General features: G+C 73.1%; 19 protein-coding genes. 7 read left to right on the forward strand and 12 right to left on the reverse strand.

Annotation, left to right across the window (positions count from 1 at the left end; translation table 11 throughout):
* Positions 1–180 precede the first annotated feature (180 nt).
* From D476_RS0101770 to pyrR, 7 genes are all read right to left on the reverse strand, one after another.
* The gene (locus D476_RS0101770; protein ID WP_017622268.1) at positions 181–1,149 is read right to left on the reverse strand and encodes a dihydroorotate dehydrogenase; all 969 of its coding nucleotides are present in this window, start codon (positions 1,147–1,149) and stop codon (positions 181–183) included.
* 507 nt (positions 1,150–1,656) lie between these two features.
* The gene (locus D476_RS0101780; protein WP_017622269.1) at positions 1,657–2,556 is read right to left on the reverse strand and encodes a dihydroorotate dehydrogenase electron transfer subunit; all 900 of its coding nucleotides are present in this window, start codon (positions 2,554–2,556) and stop codon (positions 1,657–1,659) included.
* 82 nt (positions 2,557–2,638) lie between these two features.
* Positions 2,639–5,941, reverse strand: a complete 3,303-nt coding sequence (gene carB, locus D476_RS0101785) for a carbamoyl-phosphate synthase large subunit (RefSeq protein ID WP_017622270.1) — start codon at positions 5,939–5,941, stop codon at positions 2,639–2,641.
* A gap of 6 nt (positions 5,942–5,947) precedes the next feature.
* Complete coding sequence (gene carA, locus D476_RS0101790; RefSeq protein ID WP_051061553.1) at positions 5,948–7,132, reverse strand: glutamine-hydrolyzing carbamoyl-phosphate synthase small subunit; 1,185 nt, start codon at positions 7,130–7,132, stop codon at positions 5,948–5,950.
* Positions 7,129–8,442, reverse strand: a complete 1,314-nt coding sequence (locus tag D476_RS0101795; protein ID WP_017622272.1) for a dihydroorotase — start codon at positions 8,440–8,442, stop codon at positions 7,129–7,131. The genes carA and D476_RS0101795 overlap by 4 nt, the downstream gene beginning before the upstream one ends.
* A gap of 21 nt (positions 8,443–8,463) precedes the next feature.
* Positions 8,464–9,390 (reverse strand): aspartate carbamoyltransferase catalytic subunit, encoded by a 927-nt coding sequence (locus D476_RS0101800; RefSeq protein WP_017622273.1) that lies wholly within the window; start codon positions 9,388–9,390, stop codon positions 8,464–8,466.
* Positions 9,390–9,965, reverse strand: coding sequence for a bifunctional pyr operon transcriptional regulator/uracil phosphoribosyltransferase PyrR (pyrR, locus tag D476_RS0101805; RefSeq protein ID WP_017622274.1), 576 nt, complete (start codon positions 9,963–9,965; stop codon positions 9,390–9,392). The genes D476_RS0101800 and pyrR overlap by 1 nt, the downstream gene beginning before the upstream one ends.
* Before the next feature lie 511 nt (positions 9,966–10,476).
* Here pyrR and bldD point away from each other — a divergent pair.
* A complete protein-coding gene (gene bldD, locus D476_RS0101810) occupies positions 10,477–10,971 on the forward strand; it encodes a transcriptional regulator BldD (protein WP_017622275.1) in 495 nt (164 codons plus the stop codon).
* Between the two features lie 303 nt (positions 10,972–11,274).
* A complete protein-coding gene (locus D476_RS0101815) occupies positions 11,275–11,934 on the forward strand; it encodes a GNAT family N-acetyltransferase (protein ID WP_017622276.1) in 660 nt (219 codons plus the stop codon).
* Here the strand turns inward: D476_RS0101815 and metF are convergent.
* On the reverse strand, positions 11,852–12,805 hold the full coding sequence (gene metF / locus D476_RS0101820; RefSeq protein WP_051061554.1) for a methylenetetrahydrofolate reductase [NAD(P)H]: 954 nt from the start codon (positions 12,803–12,805) through the stop codon (positions 11,852–11,854). The genes D476_RS0101815 and metF overlap by 83 nt on opposite strands.
* 93 nt (positions 12,806–12,898) lie before the next feature.
* On the opposite strand from metF, the gene D476_RS0101825 reads away from it, so the two are divergent.
* On the forward strand, positions 12,899–13,978 hold the full coding sequence (locus tag D476_RS0101825) for a polyprenyl synthetase family protein (RefSeq protein ID WP_017622278.1): 1,080 nt from the start codon (positions 12,899–12,901) through the stop codon (positions 13,976–13,978).
* A 49-nt stretch (positions 13,979–14,027) separates the two neighbouring features.
* Here the strand turns inward: D476_RS0101825 and D476_RS0101830 are convergent, their stop codons facing one another.
* The 3 genes from D476_RS0101830 to D476_RS0101840 are packed head-to-tail and all read right to left on the reverse strand — an operon-like array spanning position 14,028 to position 15,250.
* The gene (locus D476_RS0101830) at positions 14,028–14,219 is read right to left on the reverse strand and encodes a DUF397 domain-containing protein (protein ID WP_017622279.1); all 192 of its coding nucleotides are present in this window, start codon (positions 14,217–14,219) and stop codon (positions 14,028–14,030) included.
* A gap of 30 nt (positions 14,220–14,249) precedes the next feature.
* Entirely contained in the window at positions 14,250–14,444 is a 195-nt protein-coding gene (locus D476_RS0101835; protein WP_017622280.1) for a DUF397 domain-containing protein, read from the reverse strand.
* On the reverse strand, positions 14,441–15,250 hold the full coding sequence (locus D476_RS0101840; protein ID WP_017622281.1) for a helix-turn-helix domain-containing protein: 810 nt from the start codon (positions 15,248–15,250) through the stop codon (positions 14,441–14,443). Before D476_RS0101840 ends, D476_RS0101835 begins: the two co-directional genes overlap by 4 nt.
* A gap of 222 nt (positions 15,251–15,472) precedes the next feature.
* On the opposite strand from D476_RS0101840, the gene D476_RS0101845 reads away from it, so the two are divergent.
* The 4 genes from D476_RS0101845 (at position 15,473) to D476_RS0101860 (ending at position 18,543) form a co-directional block, all read left to right on the forward strand.
* Positions 15,473–15,916, forward strand: coding sequence for an ATP-binding protein (locus D476_RS0101845; RefSeq protein WP_017622282.1), 444 nt, complete (start codon positions 15,473–15,475; stop codon positions 15,914–15,916).
* The gene (locus D476_RS0101850; RefSeq protein WP_017622283.1) at positions 15,913–16,140 is read left to right on the forward strand and encodes a hypothetical protein; all 228 of its coding nucleotides are present in this window, start codon (positions 15,913–15,915) and stop codon (positions 16,138–16,140) included. Before D476_RS0101845 ends, D476_RS0101850 begins: the two co-directional genes overlap by 4 nt.
* Before the next feature lie 192 nt (positions 16,141–16,332).
* On the forward strand, positions 16,333–17,610 hold the full coding sequence (locus tag D476_RS0101855) for a DUF418 domain-containing protein (protein ID WP_026123137.1): 1,278 nt from the start codon (positions 16,333–16,335) through the stop codon (positions 17,608–17,610).
* A 45-nt stretch (positions 17,611–17,655) separates the two neighbouring features.
* Positions 17,656–18,543 carry an SDR family oxidoreductase gene (locus D476_RS0101860; protein ID WP_017622285.1) on the forward strand — a complete coding sequence of 296 codons (888 nt, stop codon included), beginning with the start codon at positions 17,656–17,658 and terminating at the stop codon, positions 18,541–18,543.
* 216 nt (positions 18,544–18,759) lie between these two features.
* On the opposite strand, the gene D476_RS0101865 is transcribed toward D476_RS0101860, so the two are convergent.
* Positions 18,760–20,394, reverse strand: a complete 1,635-nt coding sequence (locus D476_RS0101865) for a long-chain fatty acid--CoA ligase (protein ID WP_017622286.1) — start codon at positions 20,392–20,394, stop codon at positions 18,760–18,762.
* Positions 20,395–20,571 lie beyond the last annotated feature (177 nt).

Raw genomic sequence — 20,571 nt, forward strand, 5'->3', positions numbered from 1 at the left:
ATGCGCCCCCGAGCCGGGCCCGGCCCCTTCGGCGACCCGTCCAGTCCCCTGCCCGGCGCCCCGTCCGTCCCCGGCGGCCGACCCGGACCCGGTGCGGCGCTCAGACGGCCCTGAGGTCCCGGGCGCAGGCGCTCCGTCCTGGGACAAGGCCGATGCGTGTCCGGGCCGCCACGGGCTGTCTCAGGCCCCGCCAGGAGCGTCTGCGCCCCCCAGCGGCGCCCCCATGGGCCGGTGCGCGGCCCCGACGACGTCGGCGACCCGGCTCACCCCGTGCTCGGTCAGCGCCTCCTCCAGCTCGCGCAGGATGCGCACACAGGCCGAGGGGTCGTGGAAGTTCACCGTGCCCACGGCCGCCGCCGAGGCGCCGGCCGCCAGGAACTCCAGCACGTCGGCGCCGGTGCGCACCCCGCCGGTGCCGATGATCGGCAGCTCGGGCAGGGCCGCGTGCACCTCGTACACGCAGCCCACCGCGATCGGCCGGATCGCCGGGCCGGACACCCCGCCCATGCCCCCGGCCACCGCCGGGCGCAGCGTGCGCGGGTCGATCGCCATCCCGCGGACCGTGTTGACCAGGGACAGGCCGTCGGCGCGCGCCTCGGCGCAGGCCTCGGCCAGCGCCACCGGGTCGGGCACGTCGGCGGCGAGCTTGGCGAAGACCGGCACGTCCGAGCGGGCGTGCGAGCGCACCGCGTGCACCACGCGGGCCGCCTCGCGGGGGTCGTCGGTGAAGTGGCGCCCCTGGTCGGAGGGGTTCGGGCAGGACAGGTTGACTTCGAGGAAGGCCGTCCCGGGCGCCTCGGAGACCCGCCGGGCCAGCTCGGCGTACTCGGCCGCGCCCGACCCGGCCAGCGAGACCCCGGCGCGGCCGCCGCGGGAGAGCAGCCAGGGAAGGTCGCGCTGGAGGAACACCTCCACGCCGGGGCCCTGCAGGCCGGTGGCGCTGAGCATGCCGCTGGGCGTCTCCGCCACTCGCGGCGCGGGGCGGCCGGCGCGCGGCTCCAGCATGACCGACTTGGTGATGACCGCCCCGATGCGGGAGATGTCGAAGAACGCGGCCAGCTCGCGCCCGGTGCCCGCGCACCCTGCGGCGGTCAGCACCGGGTTGTCCAGGTGCACGCTGCCCAGCCGCGTCCGCAGGTCCGGGCTCATCGTCGGGTTCCGCCTTCCTGGTGGTCGTGGTGGGCGCGGGCGGGAGCCCGTGCGCCCCGTACGGTCGGTGGCCGTGGGTCGCCGGAGGCCCGGTTCCCCGTCGGTCCCGGGGAGGCCGGGCTCACCAGTCCCGTCATGGGCCCGGCTTCCCCGCGATCGACGCCGGAGGGGCCGGGCGGGGTGAGCGCAAGACAGGACCCGGGGTGGGGAGCGGCTTCCGTCCGGCCGGTCCGGCCCGCTGTTCACGGCTCTGGAGCGGGCCCGCCCCGCCTCCGAAGCCGTGGCCTGCGACCGCCCTTCGGCGGGCGGTGGCAGTCGGCGGAAGCCGCACCGCCCCGGCGGACGCCGTCCGGACTCGGCACCGACCCGCCCGGCGCGCGGGATCACGGCGCTCCGGTCCCGGACCGGCGAGGGCGGGGCCGGGGCGAAGGCGGGGCGCCCTCCGGCACTCGGACGGCGGCCCCCCGTCCCCGGCGCCCCTGCGCCCTGGGCCCCTCCCCCGGGAACTCACCCCGCCGCGCGGTCGGCCATGCCGTCGCCCGGTTCGGGGCGGGCCTTCCAGCCGGGCGCCCCCAGGGCGTCGAAGGGGATGGTGCCCACGTCGTCGAAGCGGACCCGCTCGCCCCGGAAGACCGGGCCGTCGACGCAGGCGCGCACCATGCGGGTGACGCCGTCCTCGCCGACCACCGGGACCACGCAGGACATGCACAGCCCGGTGCCGCAGGCCATGGTCTCCTCCACGGCCACCTGCAGCGGGATGCCGTGGCGGGCGGCGACCGACCCGGCCTCGCGCAGCATCGGCATCGGGCCGCAGGCGTACACCACGTCCGAGCGGGCCTCCTCGATCACCCGGCCGAGCGGGGCGGTGACCGGCCCGCGCACCCCGAACGAGCCGTCGTCGGTGGTGAACGTGGCGGTCTCGGCCACCCGGCGCGCGGTGATCGCGCTGAACACCCGGTCGGCCGAGGCGCCGCCGAGCACGAAGTCCACCCGGCAGCCGCGCCGCCGCAGCGCGTGCGCCAGCGGGAACAGCGGGGCCCCGCCGGAGCCGCCGCCCACCAGGGCGCAGTTGACCGGGTCGCGCGGCAGCGGGAAGGGCCGCCCCAGCGGCCCGACCACGTCCAGCAGGTCCCGGGAGCGCCGCTCGGACAGCCAGGAGGTGCCCGCCCCGCGCACCGAGAACAGGAACTCCACGGTGCCGCCGTAGTCGGGCTTGACGTCGTGGACGGCGAACGGGCGCCGCAGCAGCATGGCCGAGGCCTCCCCGCCGACCGCGACGGCGACGAACTGCCCGGCCCGGAAGCGCTCGGCGATCTGCGGGGCGACCACGGTGATCGCGTAGTAGGCGTCCACCCGGCGCACCGACAGCACCGGGCACCGGATCTGCACCGGACCGAAGTCGCTCAAACCTGACCGTCCTGCCCTGTTCACCCGCCGGGCGGCCCCGGGGCCCGCCGCGGGGGCGCTCCCCCGCGGCGGGGNCGTCGCCTCAGGCTCCGGCGCCGCGGAGCGACTCGGCGTGCTCCTGCAGGGAGCGCACCCCGATGTCGCCGCGGGCCAGCGCCTCGATGCCCTGGACCGCCGCGGCGAGCCCCTGCACCGTGGTGACGCTGGGCACGCCGCGCACCACCGCCGCGGTGCGGATCTCATAGCCGTCCAGGCGCGGTCCGGACTGCCCGGCCCCGCCGAACGGCGTGTTGACGATGAGGTCCACCGCGCCGTCGTGGATGAGTTGAACGATAGTGGGTTCTCCGTCCGGCCCGGGCCCTTCGCTGTGCTTTCGCACCACCTTGGCCTCGACCCCGTTGCGCCGCAGCACCCAGGCGGTGCCCTCGGTGGCCAGGATCTCGAAGCCCAGGTCGGCCAGGCGCTTGACCGGGAACACCATGCTGCGCTTGTCCCGGTTGGCCACCGACACGAACACGCTGCCGCGGGTGGGCAGCGAGCCCGAGGTGGCCAGCTGCGACTTGGCGTAGGCGGCGCCGAAGGCGGCGTCCATGCCCATGACCTCGCCGGTGGAGCGCATCTCCGGGCCGAGCACGGTGTCCACGCCCTCGCCCTTGCGGTCGATGAAGCGGTTGAACGGCATGACCGCCTCCTTGACCGCCACCGGGGCGTCCATGGGCAGGGTGCCGCCGTCGCCGCCCGCGGGCAGCAGGCCCTCGGCCCGCAGCTGCGCGATGTCGGCGCCCAGCATCACCCGGGCGGCCGCCTTGGCCAGCGGCACCGCCGTGGCCTTGGAGACGAACGGCACCGTGCGCGAGGCGCGCGGGTTGGCCTCCAGCACGTACAGCACCCCGGAGGCCAGCGCGTACTGGACGTTGAGCAGCCCCCGCACGCCGGTGCCCCGGGCGATCGCCTCGGTGGAGTAGCGGATGCGCTCGTAGTCCTCGTTGCCGAGGGTGACCGCGGGCAGGGCGCACGCCGAGTCGCCGGAGTGGATGCCGGCCTCCTCGATGTGCTCCATGATGCCGCCCATGTACAGCTCCCGGCCGTCGTAGATCGCGTCCACGTCGATCTCGATGGCGTCATCGAGGAACCGGTCGATGAGCACCGGGTAGTCGGGGCTGACCTCGGCGTTGCGCTCGATGTAGTCGGCGAGCATCGTCTCGTTGTAGACGATCTCCATGCCGCGCCCGCCCAGCACGTAGGAGGGGCGGACCATCACCGGGTAGCCGATCTCGTCGGCGACGGTGCGGGCCTGGTCGAAGGAGGTGGCGGTGCCGTGCTTGGGCGCCGGGAGCCCGGCGCGGGCCAGCACCTCCCCGAAGGCGCCGCGGTCCTCGGCCAGGTCGATGGCCTCGGGGCTGGTGCCCACGATCGGCACCCCGGCCTCCTTGAGGGCGCGCGCCAGGCCCAGCGGGGTCTGCCCGCCCAGCTGCACGACCACGCCGACGACCTCGCCGGTGAGCCGCTCGGCCCGGACCACCTCCAGCACGTCCTCCAGGGTGAGCGGCTCGAAGTAGAGCCGGTCGCTGGTGTCGTAGTCGGTGGAGACGGTCTCCGGGTTGCAGTTGACCATGACGGTCTCGTAGCCCGCCTCGGACAGCGCGAAGCAGGCGTGCACGCAGCTGTAGTCGAACTCCACGCCCTGGCCGATGCGGTTGGGCCCGGAGCCGAGGATGATCACCTTGGGGCGGGTGCCCTGCGGGACCTCGGTCTCCTCGTCGTAGCTGGAGTACAGGTAGGGCGTCTTGGCGGCGAACTCGGCGGCGCAGGTGTCCACGGTCAGGTAGACCGGGTGCACGTCCAGGGCGCCGCGCAGCTCCCGGACGACCTCCTCGGTCTTGCCGGTGACCTGGGCGATCTGGGCGTCGGAGAAGCCCAGGCGCTTGACCTCGCGCAGCAGGTCGGCGTCGAGCTGCGGGGCGGCGGCCAGCTTGCGGGCGGTCTCCTCCAGCAGCGCCATCTGGTCCAGGAACCAGGGGTCGATGCCGGTGACCCGGTGCAGCTCCTCCACGCTCGCCCCGGCGCGCAGCGCCTGCTGCACCTGGCGGAGCCGGTACTCGCCGGGGGTGCCCGCCGACTGCAGCAGCTCGTCCTTGCTCCCGGCCTCGCCCTCCCAGGTGAGGCCGACGCCCTTCTTCTCCACCGAGCGCATGGCCTTCTGCAGCGCCTCGGGGAAGGAGCGGCCGATGGCCATGGCCTCGCCCACCGACTTCATGGTGGTGGTCAGGCCCGGGTCGGCGCCGGGGAACTTCTCGAAGGCGAACCGCGGCACCTTGACGACCACGTAGTCCAGGGCGGGCTCGAAGCTGGCCGGGGTCTCGGCGGTGATGTCGTTGGGGATCTCGTCCAGGGTGTAGCCCACGGCCAGCTTGGCGGCGATCTTGGCGATCGGGAAGCCGGTGGCCTTGGAGGCCAGCGCCGAGGAGCGGGAGACCCGCGGGTTCATCTCGATGACGATGAGCCGCCCGCTGGCGGGGTCGACGGCGAACTGGATGTTGCAGCCGCCGGTGTCCACCCCGACCTCGCGGATGATCGCGATGCCCAGGTCGCGCATGCGCTGGTACTCGCGGTCGGTGAGGGTCATGGCGGGGGCGACGGTCACCGAGTCGCCGGTGTGCACGCCCATCGGGTCGAAGTTCTCGATGGAGCAGACGACGACCACGTTGTCGTTGCCGTCGCGCATCAGCTCCAGCTCGTACTCCTTCCAGCCGAGGATGGACTCCTCCAGGAGGACCTCGGTGGTGGGCGAGAGGGTCAGGCCCTGCCCGGCGATGCGGCGCAGTTCGGCCTCGTCGTGGGCGAAGCCCGAGCCGGAGCCGCCCATGGTGAAGGAGGGGCGCACCACCAGCGGGTAGCCCAGCTCGGCGGCGGCCGCCAGGCAGTCGTCCAGGCTGTGGCAGATGCGCGAGCGGGCGGACTCGCCGCCGATGCGGTCCACGATGCCCTTGAAGGTCTCGCGGTCCTCACCGGACTGGATGGCCTCGACATTGGCGCCGATCAGCTCGACGCCGTACTTGTCGAGCACGCCGGACTCGTGCAGGGCGATGGCGGTGTTCAGCGCGGTCTGGCCGCCCAGGGTGGGCAGCAGCGCGTCGGGCCGCTCCTTGGCGATGATCTTCTCGACCATGTCCGGGGTGATGGGCTCGACGTAGGTGGCGTCGGCCAGTTCCGGGTCGGTCATGATCGTGGCCGGGTTGGAGTTGACCAGGATGACGCGCAGGCCCTCGGCCTTGAGCACGCGGCAGGCCTGGCTGCCGGAGTAGTCGAACTCGGCGGCCTGGCCGATCACGATGGGACCGGAGCCGACCACCAGGACGGAGTTCAGGTCGTTGCGGCGGGGCATGGTTCCCTACTTCTCTGCGTTCTCGGGCCGGGCGGACGCGGGCGCGGAGCCCCTGCTGCGGTCCATCAGGTCGCAGAAGGCGTCGAAGAGCTCGGCGGCGTCGTGCGGCCCGGCGGCGGCCTCGGGGTGGTACTGGACGCTGAAGGCGGGCCGGTCGAGCAGGCGCAGGCCCTCGACGACGCCGTCGTTGAGGTCGACGTGGCTGACCTCGGCGCGGCCCAGCGGGGTGTCGAACGGCCCGTCGGTGGGCGCGTCGACGGCGAAGCCGTGGTTGTGGCTGGTGATGTGCACCCGCTTGGTGTGCACGTCCTGCACCGGCTGGTTGACGCCGCGGTGGCCGAAGACCAGCTTGTAGGTGCCCAGCCCCAGGGCGCGGCCCAGGAGCTGGTTGCCGAAGCAGATCCCGAAGAAGGGCCGCCCGGCCTGAAGCACCTCGCGCAGCACGGCGACGTTGGCCTCCGCGGTGGCGGGGTCGCCGGGGCCGTTGCTGAAGAACACCCCGTCCGGTCCGGCCTCCAGCACGTCCCGGGCGGTGGCGGTGCCGGGCAGCACCCGCACCTCGCAGCCGCGCTCGGCGAGGCGCTGCGGGGTCATCGCCTTGATGCCCAGGTCGACGGCGGCGACCCGGAAGCGGGTGGCCACCCCCTCGGGCGGGTACACGGTGTAGGGCTCCTCGGTGGAGACCTCGCCGCTCAGGTCGGCCCCGGCCATCTCGGGGGCGGCCTTGACCCGCTCCAGCAGCACCTGCGGGTCGCTCTCCTCGGTGCTGATGACGGCGCGCATGGCGCCCCGGTCGCGCAGGTGGCGGGTGAGGGCGCGGGTGCCGGGCACGGCGATGCCCACCACGTTCTGCCGGGCGAGCTCCTCATCGAGGGTGCGCTGGGCGCGCCAGTTGGAGGGCACACGCGCGGGCTCGCGGACCACGAACCCGGCCACCCAGATCCGCCCGGACTCGGGGTCGTCGTCGTTGACGCCGGTGTTGCCGATGTGCGGCGCCGTCATCGTGACGATCTGGCGGTGGTAGGACGGGTCGGTGAGGGTCTCCTGGTAGCCGGTCATGCCGGTGTTGAAGACGATCTCCCCGTAGGCCTCGCCGCGCGCCCCGAAGGACCGGCCGCGGAACACGCGGCCGTCCTCCAGCACGAGCACGGCCGGGGCGGCTTCAGGGGTTGCGGTTGCTTCTGCTGTCACTGGATCTTCCCATCGAGGACCGTCGGGACGCCGCGCAGGAACGTGCCCACGACACGTCCCGGCAGGGTCATGCCCCGGTACGGGGTGTTGGTGCTCTTGGACTCCAGGGCCGCGGGCTCGATGACCCGCTCGGCCGCCGGGTCGTACAGGGCGAGGTTGGCCGGCTCGCCTTCGGCGAGCGGTCGGCCGTGGCCGGCCGCGCGCCCGATCCGGGCGGGCGCGGCCGACATGCGCTCGGCCACTCCGGCCCAGTCGAGCAGCCCGGTGTCGACCATGGTGTGCTGGACCACCGAGAGCGCGGTCTCCAGGCCCAGCATGCCCATCGCGGCGGTGGACCACTCGGTCTCCTTGGCCTCGATGGGGTGCGGGGCGTGGTCGGTGGCCACGCAGTCGATGACGCCGTCGGCCAGGCCCTGCCGCAGCGCCCGCACGTCCTCGGCGGTGCGCAGCGGGGGGTTCACCTTGTAGATCGGGTCGTAGTCCTCCACCAGGCCGTCGGTGAGGAGCAGGTGGTGCGGGGCCGCCTCGGCGGTCACGTCGCACCCGCGCTCCTTGGCCCAGCGGATGATCTCCACCGAGCCCTTGGTGGACACGTGGCAGATGTGCAGGCGCGAGCCGACGTGCTGGGCGAGCAGGCAGTCGCGGGCGATGATCGCCTCCTCGGCCACCGCGGGCCAGCCGCCCAGGCCGAGCCGGTCGGAGACCTCGCCCTCGTTCATCTGCGCGCCCTCGGTGAGGCGGGGCTCCTGGGCGTGCTGGGCGACGACGCCGTCGAAGGCCTTGACGTACTCCAGGGCGCGGCGCATGAGCAGCGCGTCGGACACGCACATGCCGTCGTCGGAGAAGACGCGTACCCCGGCGACCGAGTCGGCCATGGCGCCCAGCTCGGCCAGCCGCTCCCCGGCCAGGCCGCGGGTGACGGCGCCGACCGGGCGCACGTCGCACAGGCCGCTGTCCCGGCCGAGCCGCCAGACCTGCTCGACGACCCCGGCGGTGTCGGCGACGGGGTCGGTGTTGGCCATGGCGTGCACGGCGGTGTAGCCGCCCGCGGCGGCCGAGCGGCAGCCCCCGGCCACCGTCTCGGCGTCCTCGCGGCCGGGCTCGCGCAGGTGGGTGTGCAGGTCGACGAGGCCGGGCAGGGCGATGAGCCCGGCGGCGCCGACCTCGGCGGCGCCGTCGGCGGCCTGGGCCGCTCCGGCGCCGATCGCGGCGACGGTGCCGCCGCGCAGCAGGATGTCGGCGGGCTCGCCGCCCAGGGGGCGCGCCCCGCGGATCAGGTAGGCCCCGCCGTCGTGGTTCTGGTTGGCCATCGGCCCGAGTTCTCCCTTAGTTCAGTTCCCAATGGCCGGCTCGGAGCCGCCCAGCAGCAGGTAGAGCACCGCCATGCGCACGCTGACCCCGTTGGCGACCTGCTCGGTCACGGTGGCGCGCGCGGAGTCGGCGACCTCGGCGGAGATCTCCATTCCGCGCACCATGGGGCCGGGGTGCATGACGATCGCGTCGTCGCCGAGCAGCGCGAAGCGCTCCTTGTCCAGGCCGTAGCGGCGGCTGTACTCGCGCGCGGTGGGGAAGTAGGCGTCCTTCATGCGCTCGGCCTGGACGCGCAGCATCATCACCACGTCGGTCTTGGGCAGCACCGCGTCGAGGTCGTAGGCGACCTCGCAGGGCCAGGAGCCGGCGGTGACCGGCACCAGGGTGGGCGGGGCGACCAGGGTGACCTGGGCACCGAGGGTGTTGAGCAGCAGCACGTTGGACCGGGCGACCCGGCTGTGCCGGACGTCGCCGACCACGGCCACGCGCAGGCCGTCGAGGCGGCCCATGCGCTCGCGCATGGTGTAGGCGTCCAGCAGGGCCTGGGTGGGGTGCTCGTGGGTACCGTCCCCGGCGTTGAGCACCGACCCGTCGACCCAGTTGGACAGGCGGCGGGCGGCGCCGGAGGCCGAGTGCCGGATGACGACGCCGTCGGCCCCCATGGCCTGCAGGGTGAGCGCGGTGTCCTTGAGGCTCTCGCCCTTGGAGACGCTGGAGCCCTTGGCCGAGAAGTTGATGACGTCGGCGGACAGGCGCTTTGCGGCCAGCTCGAAGGAGGTGCGGGTGCGGGTGGAGTCCTCGTAGAAGAGGTTGACCACGGTGCGCCCGCGCAGGGTGGGCAGCTTCTTCACGGAGCGGTCGCCGACCTGGGCGAGCTCACGCGCGGTGTCCAGCACGAGCAGGGCCTCGTCGCGGCTCAGGTCGCCCGCGGACAGCAGGTGGCGCATCAGTTCTCCTCCCCGCCCGCGGCGCGGGCCTCGTCGGTCCGGCCGCCGCCTCTTTCCCGCTTCGGGCCGATCAACACGGCGTCCACCCCGTCGGACTCCTCCAGGAGCACGGTCACCGACTCGCGCAGGGAGGTGGGCAGGTTCTTGCCGACGTAGTCGGCGCGGACCGGCAGCTCGCGGTGGCCGCGGTCGACGAGCACGGCCAGCTGCACCGCGCGCGGGCGGCCCAGGTCGTTGAGGGCGTCCAGGGCGGCGCGGACCGTGCGGCCGGAGAACAGGACGTCGTCGACGAGGACGACCACCCGGCCGTCGATCCCCTCGGGCGGGATCTCGGTGCGGCCCAACGCGCGCGCGGGCGCCAGATGGAGGTCGTCGCGGTACATGGTGATGTCGAGGGCGCCGCACGGGACGGTGCGGGACTCGACGCGCTCGATGCGCTCGGCCAGGCGGCGCGCGAGAGGGGCGCCGCGGGACGGGATGCCGAGCAGGGTGACGTCCTCGGCGCCCTTGGTGCGTTCGAGGACCTCGTGTGCGATGCGGGTGAGCGCGCGCTGGATCTCGGGGCCCTCCAGCACGGGGCGTGCATCCCCGGGCGGCGGCTCACCATCTGCTCTCTTTTGGGCACACAAAGTAGTGACCCCCTTCCCTGCCTCACTGAGCAGGACGTTAAAGGATGTCGATCGGGCTCACGTTATCAGCGCGGAGGAGGCGGGCCCGCCGGGCTCTATCACCAAACATGACGAAAATGTGACCATCGCCATACCTTGGGGGGTTGACCACAGGCGGCCACCCATGTCCGCCCCACGGGCACACCGGGGCGGACGAACCGGTCGTCAAATGTGAAACCTCCTACCGTTACGGGCTTCCCGTGTCCCGGAACCCGCCCGGACGCCCCGTTCGCTCCCGTAATGAGACACCTCTCACTTACGCACGGTTTGGCCACTGAATAGTCGCGTTTCCACCCAACGGCTTGACCTGGCGCCCCGACAGCCTTACCGTCACTGTCCGTAACCAATCTGGGCTGCGTCACACAGTGCGCGACGGCCCTGGAACGAGCCACCTCACGGCCGGGGAGCGACGAAGAACATGCCATCCGAATACGCGAAGTCCCTTGGTGCGCGGCTGCGCGCCATCCGCACCCAGCAGGGGCTCTCCCTGCACGGGGTGGAGGAGAAGTCCCACGGGCGCTGGAAGGCCGTCGTGGTGGGCTCCTACGAGCGCGGCGACCGCGCCGTCACCGTGCAGAAGCTCGCCGAGCTGGCGGACTTCTACGGCGTGCCCATGTCCGAGCTGCTGCCGGGCGGCGCCGCCCCGGCCCCGCTGGGCCCCACGCCCAAGCTCGTCATCGACCTGGAGCGCATGCAGCAGCTCCCGCAGGAGAAGGCCGGCCCGCTGGCACGCTATGTGGCCACCATCCAGAGCCAGCGCGGCGACTACAACGGCCGGGTGCTCTCCATCCGCCAGGAGGACCTGCGCTCGCTCGCGGTCATCTACGACCGCTCGCCGAGCGACCTGACCGAGGAACTGATCAACTGGGGGGTCCTGGACCCCGAGGCGCGGCGCGCCGTGGACGCCTTCTAGACCGCCGTCGAGGCGAATCCCCGCGCGGCCCCGTCCCGCGCGGACCCGGCGCCCGGCCGCTTCCGACACCGGCGCCCCCCTGCCCCAGGGGCACCGAGGGAAGGGAGCGCGGCCGGGCAAGAGGCTTCCCCTCCCCCCGCCCGGCCGCGGTCGATCCGCGCACCCGGGGGTGTCCCCGTGATCCGGCGAGGGCGGCGGACCGCCCGGCCGTTCGAACTGGTGTGCGAACACATCCAGTTAACCGCACACGCCCGCCCCGGTCAAGAAGCCCTCCGGCCGCCCCGCCGGGCGTAGGCTGGGCCCGTGGAGACCGACACCGGGCCGCTCGACCTGTGGGAGCCCGCCCCTCCCGCCTTCGTCCACGCGCTGCCGGCGCTGCTGGAGGTCTACACGGCCGCGATGGAGCCGCCCGCCGAGCAGCTCCCCGGACGGCGCACCATCATGGAGCAGCACGCCCGCCACCCCCGCTTCAAGGCGGTGCTGGCGATGCAGCCCGCCGAGGACCCGGTGGGCCCCGGCGCGGACGCCGCCCCCTGCCCTCCCCGCCTGGCCGGGTTCGCCTACGGCTTCCACGGGCACCGCGGGCAGTGGTGGTTCGACGTGGTCACCGAGGAGCTGCGGCGGCGCGACCCGGCCGCCGAGCGGCGCTGGTTCCGCGACACCTTCGAGGTGGCCGAGGTACACGTGCACCCCGGCATGCAGGGGCGCGGCATCGGCCGCGCCCTCCTGGAACGCCTCACGGCGGCGCGCCCGGAGCGCGCCGCCGTGCTGTCCACCCGCACCGGCTCCACCGTCGCGCGGCGGCTCTACGGCTCGTGCGGGTTCGTCGACGTGCTGCCGGAGTTCTCCTTCCCCGGCAGCCCGGATCAGCCCTTCGCCATCATGGCCGCGCGCCTGCCACTGCGGGGGCGCGGTCGGAGGCGATCCGCCGGTAGATCTCGCGGGTGGCGGTGGACTGGTTGAAGGTGATGAAGTGGATGCCCGGCGCGCCCTCGTCGAGCAGCCGCTCGCAGAGCCGGTGGGCCTGGTCCAGGCCCAGCTCGCGCACGGCCTCCGGGTCGTCCTTGACCTTCTCGAACTCCTCGGCCAGGTGGCGCGGGAAGGGGGCGCCGGAGAGCTGCTCGGAGCGCTCGATGGTGCCGTACTTCACCACCGGCATGATCTCCGGGATGATCGGGGTCTCGCAGCCCTTGGCCGCCACCCGGTCGCGCAGCCGCAGGTAGTCGTCGGCGTCGAAGAACATCTGGGTGATGGCGTAGTCGGCCCCGGCGCGGCACTTCTGCACCAGGTACCGCACGTCGGTCTCGACGTCCTCCGAGCGCGGGTGCTTGTAGGGGAAGGCCGCCACACCCACGGAGAAGTCGCCGCTCTCCTTGATCAGGCGGACCAGCTCCTCGGCGTACTCCAGGCCCTCGGGGTGCTTGACCCACTCGCCCAGCGGGTCGCCGGGCGGGTCGCCGCGCAGCGCGAGGAGGTTGGTCACACCGACGGCGGCGAAGCGCCCGATGAGGTGGCGCAGCTCGCGTACCGAGTGGTCGACCGCCGTCAGGTGGGCGACCGGCAGCAGCGTGGTGTCGGTGGCCATCTGCTCGGTGATCTCCACCGTGCGGTCCCTGGTCCCCCCGCCGGCGCCGTAGGTGACCGACACGAAGGACGGTCCGAGCGCCTCGATCTCGCGGATGACCGTCCAGAGCCTCTTCAGGCCCTCCTCGGTCTTCGGCGGGAAGAACTCGAAGGAGAATGTCGGTTCGCCGGCGTTGAGAAGGTCGCGAATGTCCCGGGGCCGGGGGGTGGGCACAGTCGCGGTTCCGTTGGTGGTCGGTGAGCCAAACATGTCCTCCACCATAAGCCCATGGCCTGGGGCGCGGGGGGTCGGCCACCCCCGGTCCGGTCAAGCCACCGGTCAGACAGCCGATAACCTGCGTCCATGACCTCCACCCCGTCCGCCCCGTCGTCCCCGGTCTCCTATGTGCGCCCCGCCGTGGACGCCGCACTGTCGGAGTTCATCGGCCGCCGCCGCGCCGAGCTCCTGGAGATCGGCGCCGAGCTGGCCCCGGCCATGGACGCGCTGGAGGCGATGCTGTCCGGCGGCAAGCGGCTGCGCCCGGCCTTCTGCTTCTGGGGCTGGCGCGGGGCCGGGGGCTCGGACACCCCGGAGGCCTACGGCGCCGCCGCCTCCCTGGAGCTGCTGCAGGCGTGCGCTCTGGTGCACGACGACGTGATCGACAACAGCGACACGCGGCGCGGGCTGCCGGCCACCCACCGGCGGCTGGCCGCGCTCCACGCCGGGCAGGGCTGGTCGGGCTCGTCGGAGGGGTTCGGCCAAGGGGCCGCGATCCTCATCGGGGACCTCTGCCTGGCCTGGTGCGACGACATGTACCAGGGCAGCGGGCTGCCGCAGGAGGCGCTGGCGGCGGGCCGGGCGGCGTTCGACGCGATGCGCACCGAGGTGATGGCCGGGCAGTACCTGGACATGCTGGAGCAGGTGCGCGGCGCCGAGAGCGTGGAGGCGTCGCTGCGGGTGATGCACTACAAGGCCGCCAAGTACACGGTTGAGCGGCCGCTGCACCTGGGCGCCGCCCTGGCGGGGCGCGGGCCGGAGCTGGCGCCGGTGTACTCGGCCTACGGGCTGCCGCTGGGGGTGGCCTTCCAGCTCCGCGACGACGTGCTGGGCGTGTTCGGCGACCCGGCGCAGACCGGCAAGCCCGCGGGCGACGACCTGCGCGAGGGCAAGCGCACGCTGCTGGTGGCCGAGACACTGGAGCGGGCCGGGGAGGCGGCCGCCGCCGAGTTCCGCTCCCGGTTGGGGGACCCGGACCTGGACGGCGCGGCGGTGGACCGGATGCGCACGATCACCGAGGAGTGCGGCGCCCTGGAGGCGTGCGAGCGACGGATCGACGACTACGTGGAGCAGGCGACCCGGGCGCTTGAGTCCGACCTGATCGAGCCGGAGGCGCGGTCGGCCCTGGCCGACCTGATCGTGGCGGCGACGTCCCGGAAGTTCTGACCATCGGGGATGAGACCCCCTCGCCGGAGAAGGCCAGGGGGTCCATGCCTCAAGGGCGGTCGGAGGCCACCTCGCCCAGGAACGCCGCCCACTCCCCTGAGGAGAACGACAGATGGCCGAGGTGGGGGTTCTGCGTGTCCCGCATCATGACGCGTTCTGGACGTTCTGCCATCTCGACACAATGGCCCCCGGTCTGGTTGCTGTAGCTGCTCTTGCGCCAGGTCAGGACGAGGGACGCCATACGGACTCTCCTCGGGTATCCACGGTCACCTCAGGAACGGTCGGAGGCCACCTCACGCAAGAACGCCGCCCACTCCCCAGTGGGGAAGGACAGATGACCGAGTCTGCGATTCTGCGTGTCCCGGACGGCCGCCCCGCCCTCCGGGACCAGGGCGAACTCCACACACTCACCGCCGGTGTCGTTGCTGTAGCTGGACTTACGCCAGGTCAGGACGGGGGGTGTCATTCGAACTCTCCTCGGATTTCCGTGATCAGCTTCAGCGATGCCGCCGCAGGAAGCGCCGCGCCCTGGAGGTCACCGAACAGGCGCAGGTAGTCGTCCACCGCTTCGGCGTCTTGGGTGCCGGTTCCCGAGCGCCGTGTCTCCAGCCAGAGCAGGTAGCCGCCGTCCACCCGATACAGGACGAAGCCGTTCGAGAGTCCGGGGTGGTGCTCAGTGGCGAAGGGTACGACCTGCACCGAAATGTAAGGCCAGTCCGCCACCTCCATGAGGCGGTCGAGCTGCTTCCTCATGATCGCACGCCCGCCCACAGGCCGCCGCAGGACCGTCTCGTCGAGGATCAGGAGGAGCCGGGGAGGCGCCTCTCCTTCCAGGAGCCGCTGTCGGGCCCTGCGCGCCTGCACCAGCTCTTCGAGCTTGGCCGCCGGGGCGTTGGGGAGCCCGGAACGGAGCAGGGTCCGCATGTAGTCCTCGGTCTGCGCCAGGCCAGGGACGACCGACAGCGAGTACTGCCGGATCTCGGTCGCGGCCCTCTCCCGCTGGGCGGCCTGCTGGAACCAGGGCGGGAGCAGGTCGCTTTCGGCCGAGCCGTCCCACGCCGTCTCCAAGATTTTTTTCGTGCCGAGAGCCGCGTCGATCTTCACGACGTGCGACCGTTTGATCCCGCGTTTCCCGCGTTCCATCGCGCTCAGCATCGCCGCCGATATACCGGTCGCCCCGGCGAGGTCCGTCAACGGGATTCCGACTTTCTCCCGCTCGGCGCGCATCTGGCGACCGATCCGCGCCCACCGCGCGCTGTTCTTACCCACCATGCTCTACACATCAGCACGGCACGAACACCACCGTCCACCCCACTGGTACGGCCAGGGTCGAAGTTGGTCGAAGGTATAGCAGGTCAGAGCGCATTCCGGGCAGTGTAAGAGGACATAAGAAAGGCCCCATCCGGTAATCCCGTACCGGACAGGGCCGATCCCCACCAGTGACAGCGAAAAGGACGCCCGGTGAGGACCATGGAGAACATTACACCCCGGACAATGACGACAGGGCCGATTCACCTACATTCCGGTGTATTCCGATGCAGCCTTCCCGGTGAACTCACGGCCGCCGCGCAGGCCCGCGACTGGGCGGCCGCCACGCTCACCGCCCGCCTCGGGCTCGCCTCCGAGACTGCCGAGACCGCCAAACTCCTGGTGAGCGAGACCGTCACCAACGCCGTCCTGCACACCCTCAGCGGGTGCCCCGGCGGATCCGTGACCGTCGAGATCCACCCCGGCCCCGCATCCGTGCGCATCGAGGTCCACGACGCCGGAGGCGCCGCCACCGCGCCCCGACCCGTGCTCGCCGCCCCCGACGCCGTCCACGGGCGCGGTCTGGCCCTGGTCGCGGCCCTCGCCTCCGAATGGGGCCCTTTGGTCCACGGCCGGGTGCGCGGCGTCTACTTCACCCTCCGCACCCGAATCCCACGGGAGGACCGATGAGCCCGGTCCACCGCCCCGACCCGGACACCGAGCGGGCCGACGCCCTCTACGACGCGGTCTCCGAGGCCCTCCGAGAACGCGGCCGCCACATCGGCGAGCGCATCGCCGCCCAGCGGGCCGCCGATGCCGCCTTCACCGCCCTCGACGAGCACCTCCGCTCGGGCGGACTCCTGCCCACCCCCTGGCGCTCCGCCGCGCCCACGGGCCATCCGCACGGCCTGTGACGGGCGGCCCCCGACCCTTCTCCCCGGCCCTCCTCCTCGGCGGGGAGGGCCGTCGGCCGTGTGGCGGGGCGCGCCCTCCTCCCCCGTGGGGAGGGCGATATCGCCTTCGCGGGGGATACCTCCGCACCGGGATGCCGCCAGCATGTGGGAAACGCCGACGCCGCCACTCCCCACATCCTGAAGGACTCGGCCATGAACGAGAACCAGCCCCCGGTACCGCTCCGCGGACCGTCGCGGTCCGCCGAGCGCGCGCCCGCGCCCGATCTCGCGCGCGGGATGATGCTGCTGCTGATCGCGCTCGCCAACACCCCGCTCTACCTCTGGGCCTCCGCCCACTCGCTGAGCAGCAACCACCCCGCCGGCGAGGGGACACTGGACAACGCGGTCAGCGCCGTGCTCATCGTCATCGCCGACCTCCGGGTCTACCCGATGTTCGCATTCCTCTTCGGCTACGGCATCGTCCAGCTCTACCTGCGCCAGCAGGCCGCCGGGGTGTCCGAGGCCGACGCCCGCGCGCTGCTGCGCAGACGCAACCTGCTGCTCATCGCCTTCGGCGCGGCGCACGCGCTTCTCCTGTGGTACGGCGACATCATCGGCGCCTACGGGCTGGTCGGCCTCATCCTCGTCGCCCTCTTCCTGCGGCGCTCCGACCGCACCCTGCTCACCTGGGCCGGGATCGGCACCGGCCTGCTCACCCTGGGGGCCCTCCTCTCCGTGGCGGGCGCCGTCTTCCTCTCCGGCGCCGAAGGCGGAGGGGCGTCCTCGGCCTCCTCTCCCGGGGCGGACGCCGACTTCCTCATGGCGCCCATCGCCGAGGAGAACCCCCTGTGGGCCGCGGTGCTGCGCATCGCGACCTGGCCCACGGTCGTCATCGGCCAAGGCCTGCTCACCCTTGCCGTCCCCACCGCGATCGTCCTCGCCTTCTGGGCGGCCCGGCGCCGCATCCTCGAAGAGCCGTGGCACCACCTGCCGCTGCTGCGCCGCACCGCGGTGGTCGGCATCGCGGTCGGCTGGCTCGGCCCGGTCCCCAACGCCCTGATACACCTCGGCCTGATCACGGTGCCCGAAGCGGCCGTCTGGGTGTTCTCGATCGTCCAGTTGGCCACCGGACTGGTCGGCGGCATCGGCTACGTCGCCCTGTTCGGCCTGATCGGGGCGCGGCTGCGGGGCCGCCCCCTGGGGCGGTTCGGAACGGCCGTCTCCGCCGTCGGCAAGCGCTCCATGTCCTGCTACATCGGGCAGTCGGTGCTGTGCGCCCCGATCCTGTCCGCGTGGGGGCTGGGCCTGGGCGCCCACCTGGGCAGCGCGTCCATGGCGCTGTTCGCCGTGGGGGTGTGGCTGGCCACGCTGGCCTTCGCCGTGCTGCTGGAGCGGGCCGGGAAGCGCGGCCCGGCCGAGGTCGCCCTGCGCCGCCTGGCCTACCGCCGCACGACGGCCGACCCGGCCGGGGCAGGCCCCACGACGCGCTGACCTCCGGTTCGTGCACTGGGAGAGGAAAGCGGTGAAAATGGCGCCATGGGTGACGATCAGGCATCAACGGAGTCCATCGCCGTCACCGGGGCGACCGGTTCGGTGGGCGGCCGGGTCGCCGCGCGGCTGGCCCGCCGGGGCGCGGCGCAGCGGCTCGTGGTGCGCGACCTGAACCGGGCGCCGGAGCTGCCCGGCGCCTCGGCCGCGATGGCGGCCTACGAGGACCGCACGGCGATGCGCAGGGCCCTGCAGGGCGCCACGACGCTGTTCCTGGTCTCGGCCACCGAGTCGGCCGACCGCGTGGACCGGCACATCGCCGCCGTGGACGCGGCGGTGGAGGCCGGGGTGGGGCGGATCGTCTACCTGTCGTTCCTCAACCCCGGCCCGGCGGCGGTGTTCACCTTCGCCCGGGACCACTTCTTCACCGAGGCGCACATCCGCTCCACCGGTGTGGCCCACACCTTCCTGCGCCCGTCCCTGTACCTGGACCTGCTGCCGGGGTGGGCGGACGAGCACGGGGTGGTGCGCGGTCCGGCCGGGAGCGGCCGCGTCGCCTGGGTGGCGCGCGACGACATCGCGGACGTGGCCGCCGAGGTGCTGCTGGATCCGGGCGCCCACACGGGCCGCGCCTACGACCTGACGGGGCCGGAGGCGGTGACGCTGGGCGAGACGGCGGGGCGGCTGACGTCGCTGACCGGCAGGACGGTCCGGTACGTCCCGGAGACCTGGGAGGAGGCACTGGAGTCCCGGCGCGCGAGCGGGGCGCCGGAGTGGGCGGTCGAGGGGTGGGCGAGCTCGTACGCGGCCATCGGGGCCGGGGAGCTGGACACGGTCTCCCCGGCGGTGCCCGACATCACCGGCCACCCGGCCCAGACGATCGAGGGCTACCTACGCAAGCACCCGAGCGCCCTGAACCACGTCGAGCCCGCCTAGCGGCCGGGCGTCGCCACACGACGGACCCCGTGCGGCCTGTACGGGGTCCCCCGCCTACACGCGGCCGACCGCCTCAACGACGGCCCCCCGCCCCCGGACACACACCCGGCGGACCCGCCCCCTCCCGTCCGCACGAACAACGCCCCCGTGAACCGACGAGGGGAGCGGCCGGGCCGCTCCCCCTTCTCCGCCCTCATCGAAGACGTCCCCCCGCGCTCACCCTCTCTCCTCGATCACCTTCAGGTTCCCCTCCGCGTGCTCCTTGCGCAGGGTCTTCTTGTCGAACTTGCCGACGCTGGTCTTGGGTACCTCGGCGACGAAGGCCCACCACTCGGGGAGCTGCCAGCGGGCGACCCGGTCCGCCAGATGGGCGCGCAGTCCGGCGGCGTCGGCCGTGTGGCCGTCCCGCAGCACCACCGCCACCAGGGGCCGCTCGTCCCACTTGGGGTCGGGCACCGCGATGACGGCGGCCTCGGCGACCGCCGGGTGCTCCATGACCCGGTTCTCCAGCTCCACCGACGAGATCCACTCCCCGCCGGACTTGATCACGTCCTTTGCGCGGTCGGTCAGCGTCAGGAACCCGTCGGGGCTGAGGGTGCCCACGTCGCCGGTGCGGAGCCACCCGTCCTCGAACTTCGCGGGGTCGGTGTCCTTGTAGTAGGAGCCCGCGATCCACGGGCCGCGCACCTGGAGCTCGCCGACGCTCTTCCCGTCGTTGGGCACGACCTCTCCGCCGTCACCGACCAGGCGCCCCTGCACGCTGGCCGGGAGCCGCCCCTGGGAGAGGCGGTAGGCCCACCGCTCCTCCCCCTGGGTCCCGGCCGGCGGGTTGGCGACACTGCCCAGCGGCGAGGTCTCGGTCATGCCCCAGGCGTGCACGACGGGCACGCCGAAGCGCTCCTCGAAGACCCGCATCAGCGACGGCGGGCAGGCGGCCCCGCCGACCACGACCCGGTTCAGCGACGACACGTCGCGCGGGTGCTCCTCCAGCTCGGCGGCCAGACCCTGCCAGATGGTGGGCACCGCGGCGGCGATGGTGGGGCGCTCGACCTGGATCATGTCGGCGATGGCGGCCGGCTGGAGGAACCGGTCGGGCAGCAGCAGCGACGGGCCGACCATCATCGCCGCGTACGGCAGGCCCCAGGACATGGCGTGGAACATCGGGACGATCGCCAGCGCCTTGTCCCCCTGGCTCAGCCCCTTGCCGTCGCTCATGCACACCTGCATGGAGTGCAGCCAGATGGAGCGGTGGCTGTAGACGACGCCCTTGGGGTCGCCGGTGGTGCCGGAGGTGTAGCACATGGCGGCGGCGTCGCGCTCGTCGACGACGGGCCAGTCGAACTCCTCCGGACGGCCCTCGATCAGGGCCTCGTAGTGGTGCACCCGCACCCCGTCGGCGTCCAGCGCCGACAGGTCGGCCCCGGGGTCCCCGGCGACGATGACGTGCCGGACGGTGCTCAGCTTCGGCAGCAGCGGGGCGAACAGCGGCACCAGGCTGGCGTCGACGATGACGACCTGGTCCTCGGCGTGGTCGGCGATGTAGGCGACCTGGGACGGGTGGAGCCGGATGTTGAGCGTGTGCAGCACCGCGCCCATGGCCGGAACGGCCAGGTAGGCCTCCAGGTGCTCCTGGTTGTTCCACTGGAAGGTGGCGACCCGCTGGTCGCCGGTGATGCCGAGCTCGCGCAGGGCGTGGGCCAGCTGCGCGGCCCGGCGCCCCACCTCCCGGTAGGTGGCCGAGTACGGCTCGCCCCCGGTCCAGGTGACCACCTCGGCGTCGCCGTGGACGGTGGTCCCGTAGCGGACCAGGTCGCCGATCGACAGCGGTACGTCCTGCATCGTGCTGCGCATGGTGATTGTCCTCGCTCCCAGGTACGGCGGCCCGTGTGATGCGTGTCACCGAACCTAGGAGCGCGGTGGGCGCACGTACAGGCGTGCCCGGCAATCGTTACCTAACGGTGTTAGGAGCGGGGGGGGAGCGGCTCTGCGCCCCATGGGGCCCACGGGAGAGGAGGCCTCCCGAGGGGG

The sequence above is a fragment of the Nocardiopsis chromatogenes YIM 90109 genome (assembly GCF_000341185.1).
In the GTDB taxonomy this organism is placed as follows: Bacteria; Actinomycetota; Actinomycetes; order Streptosporangiales; family Streptosporangiaceae; genus Nocardiopsis_A; species Nocardiopsis_A chromatogenes.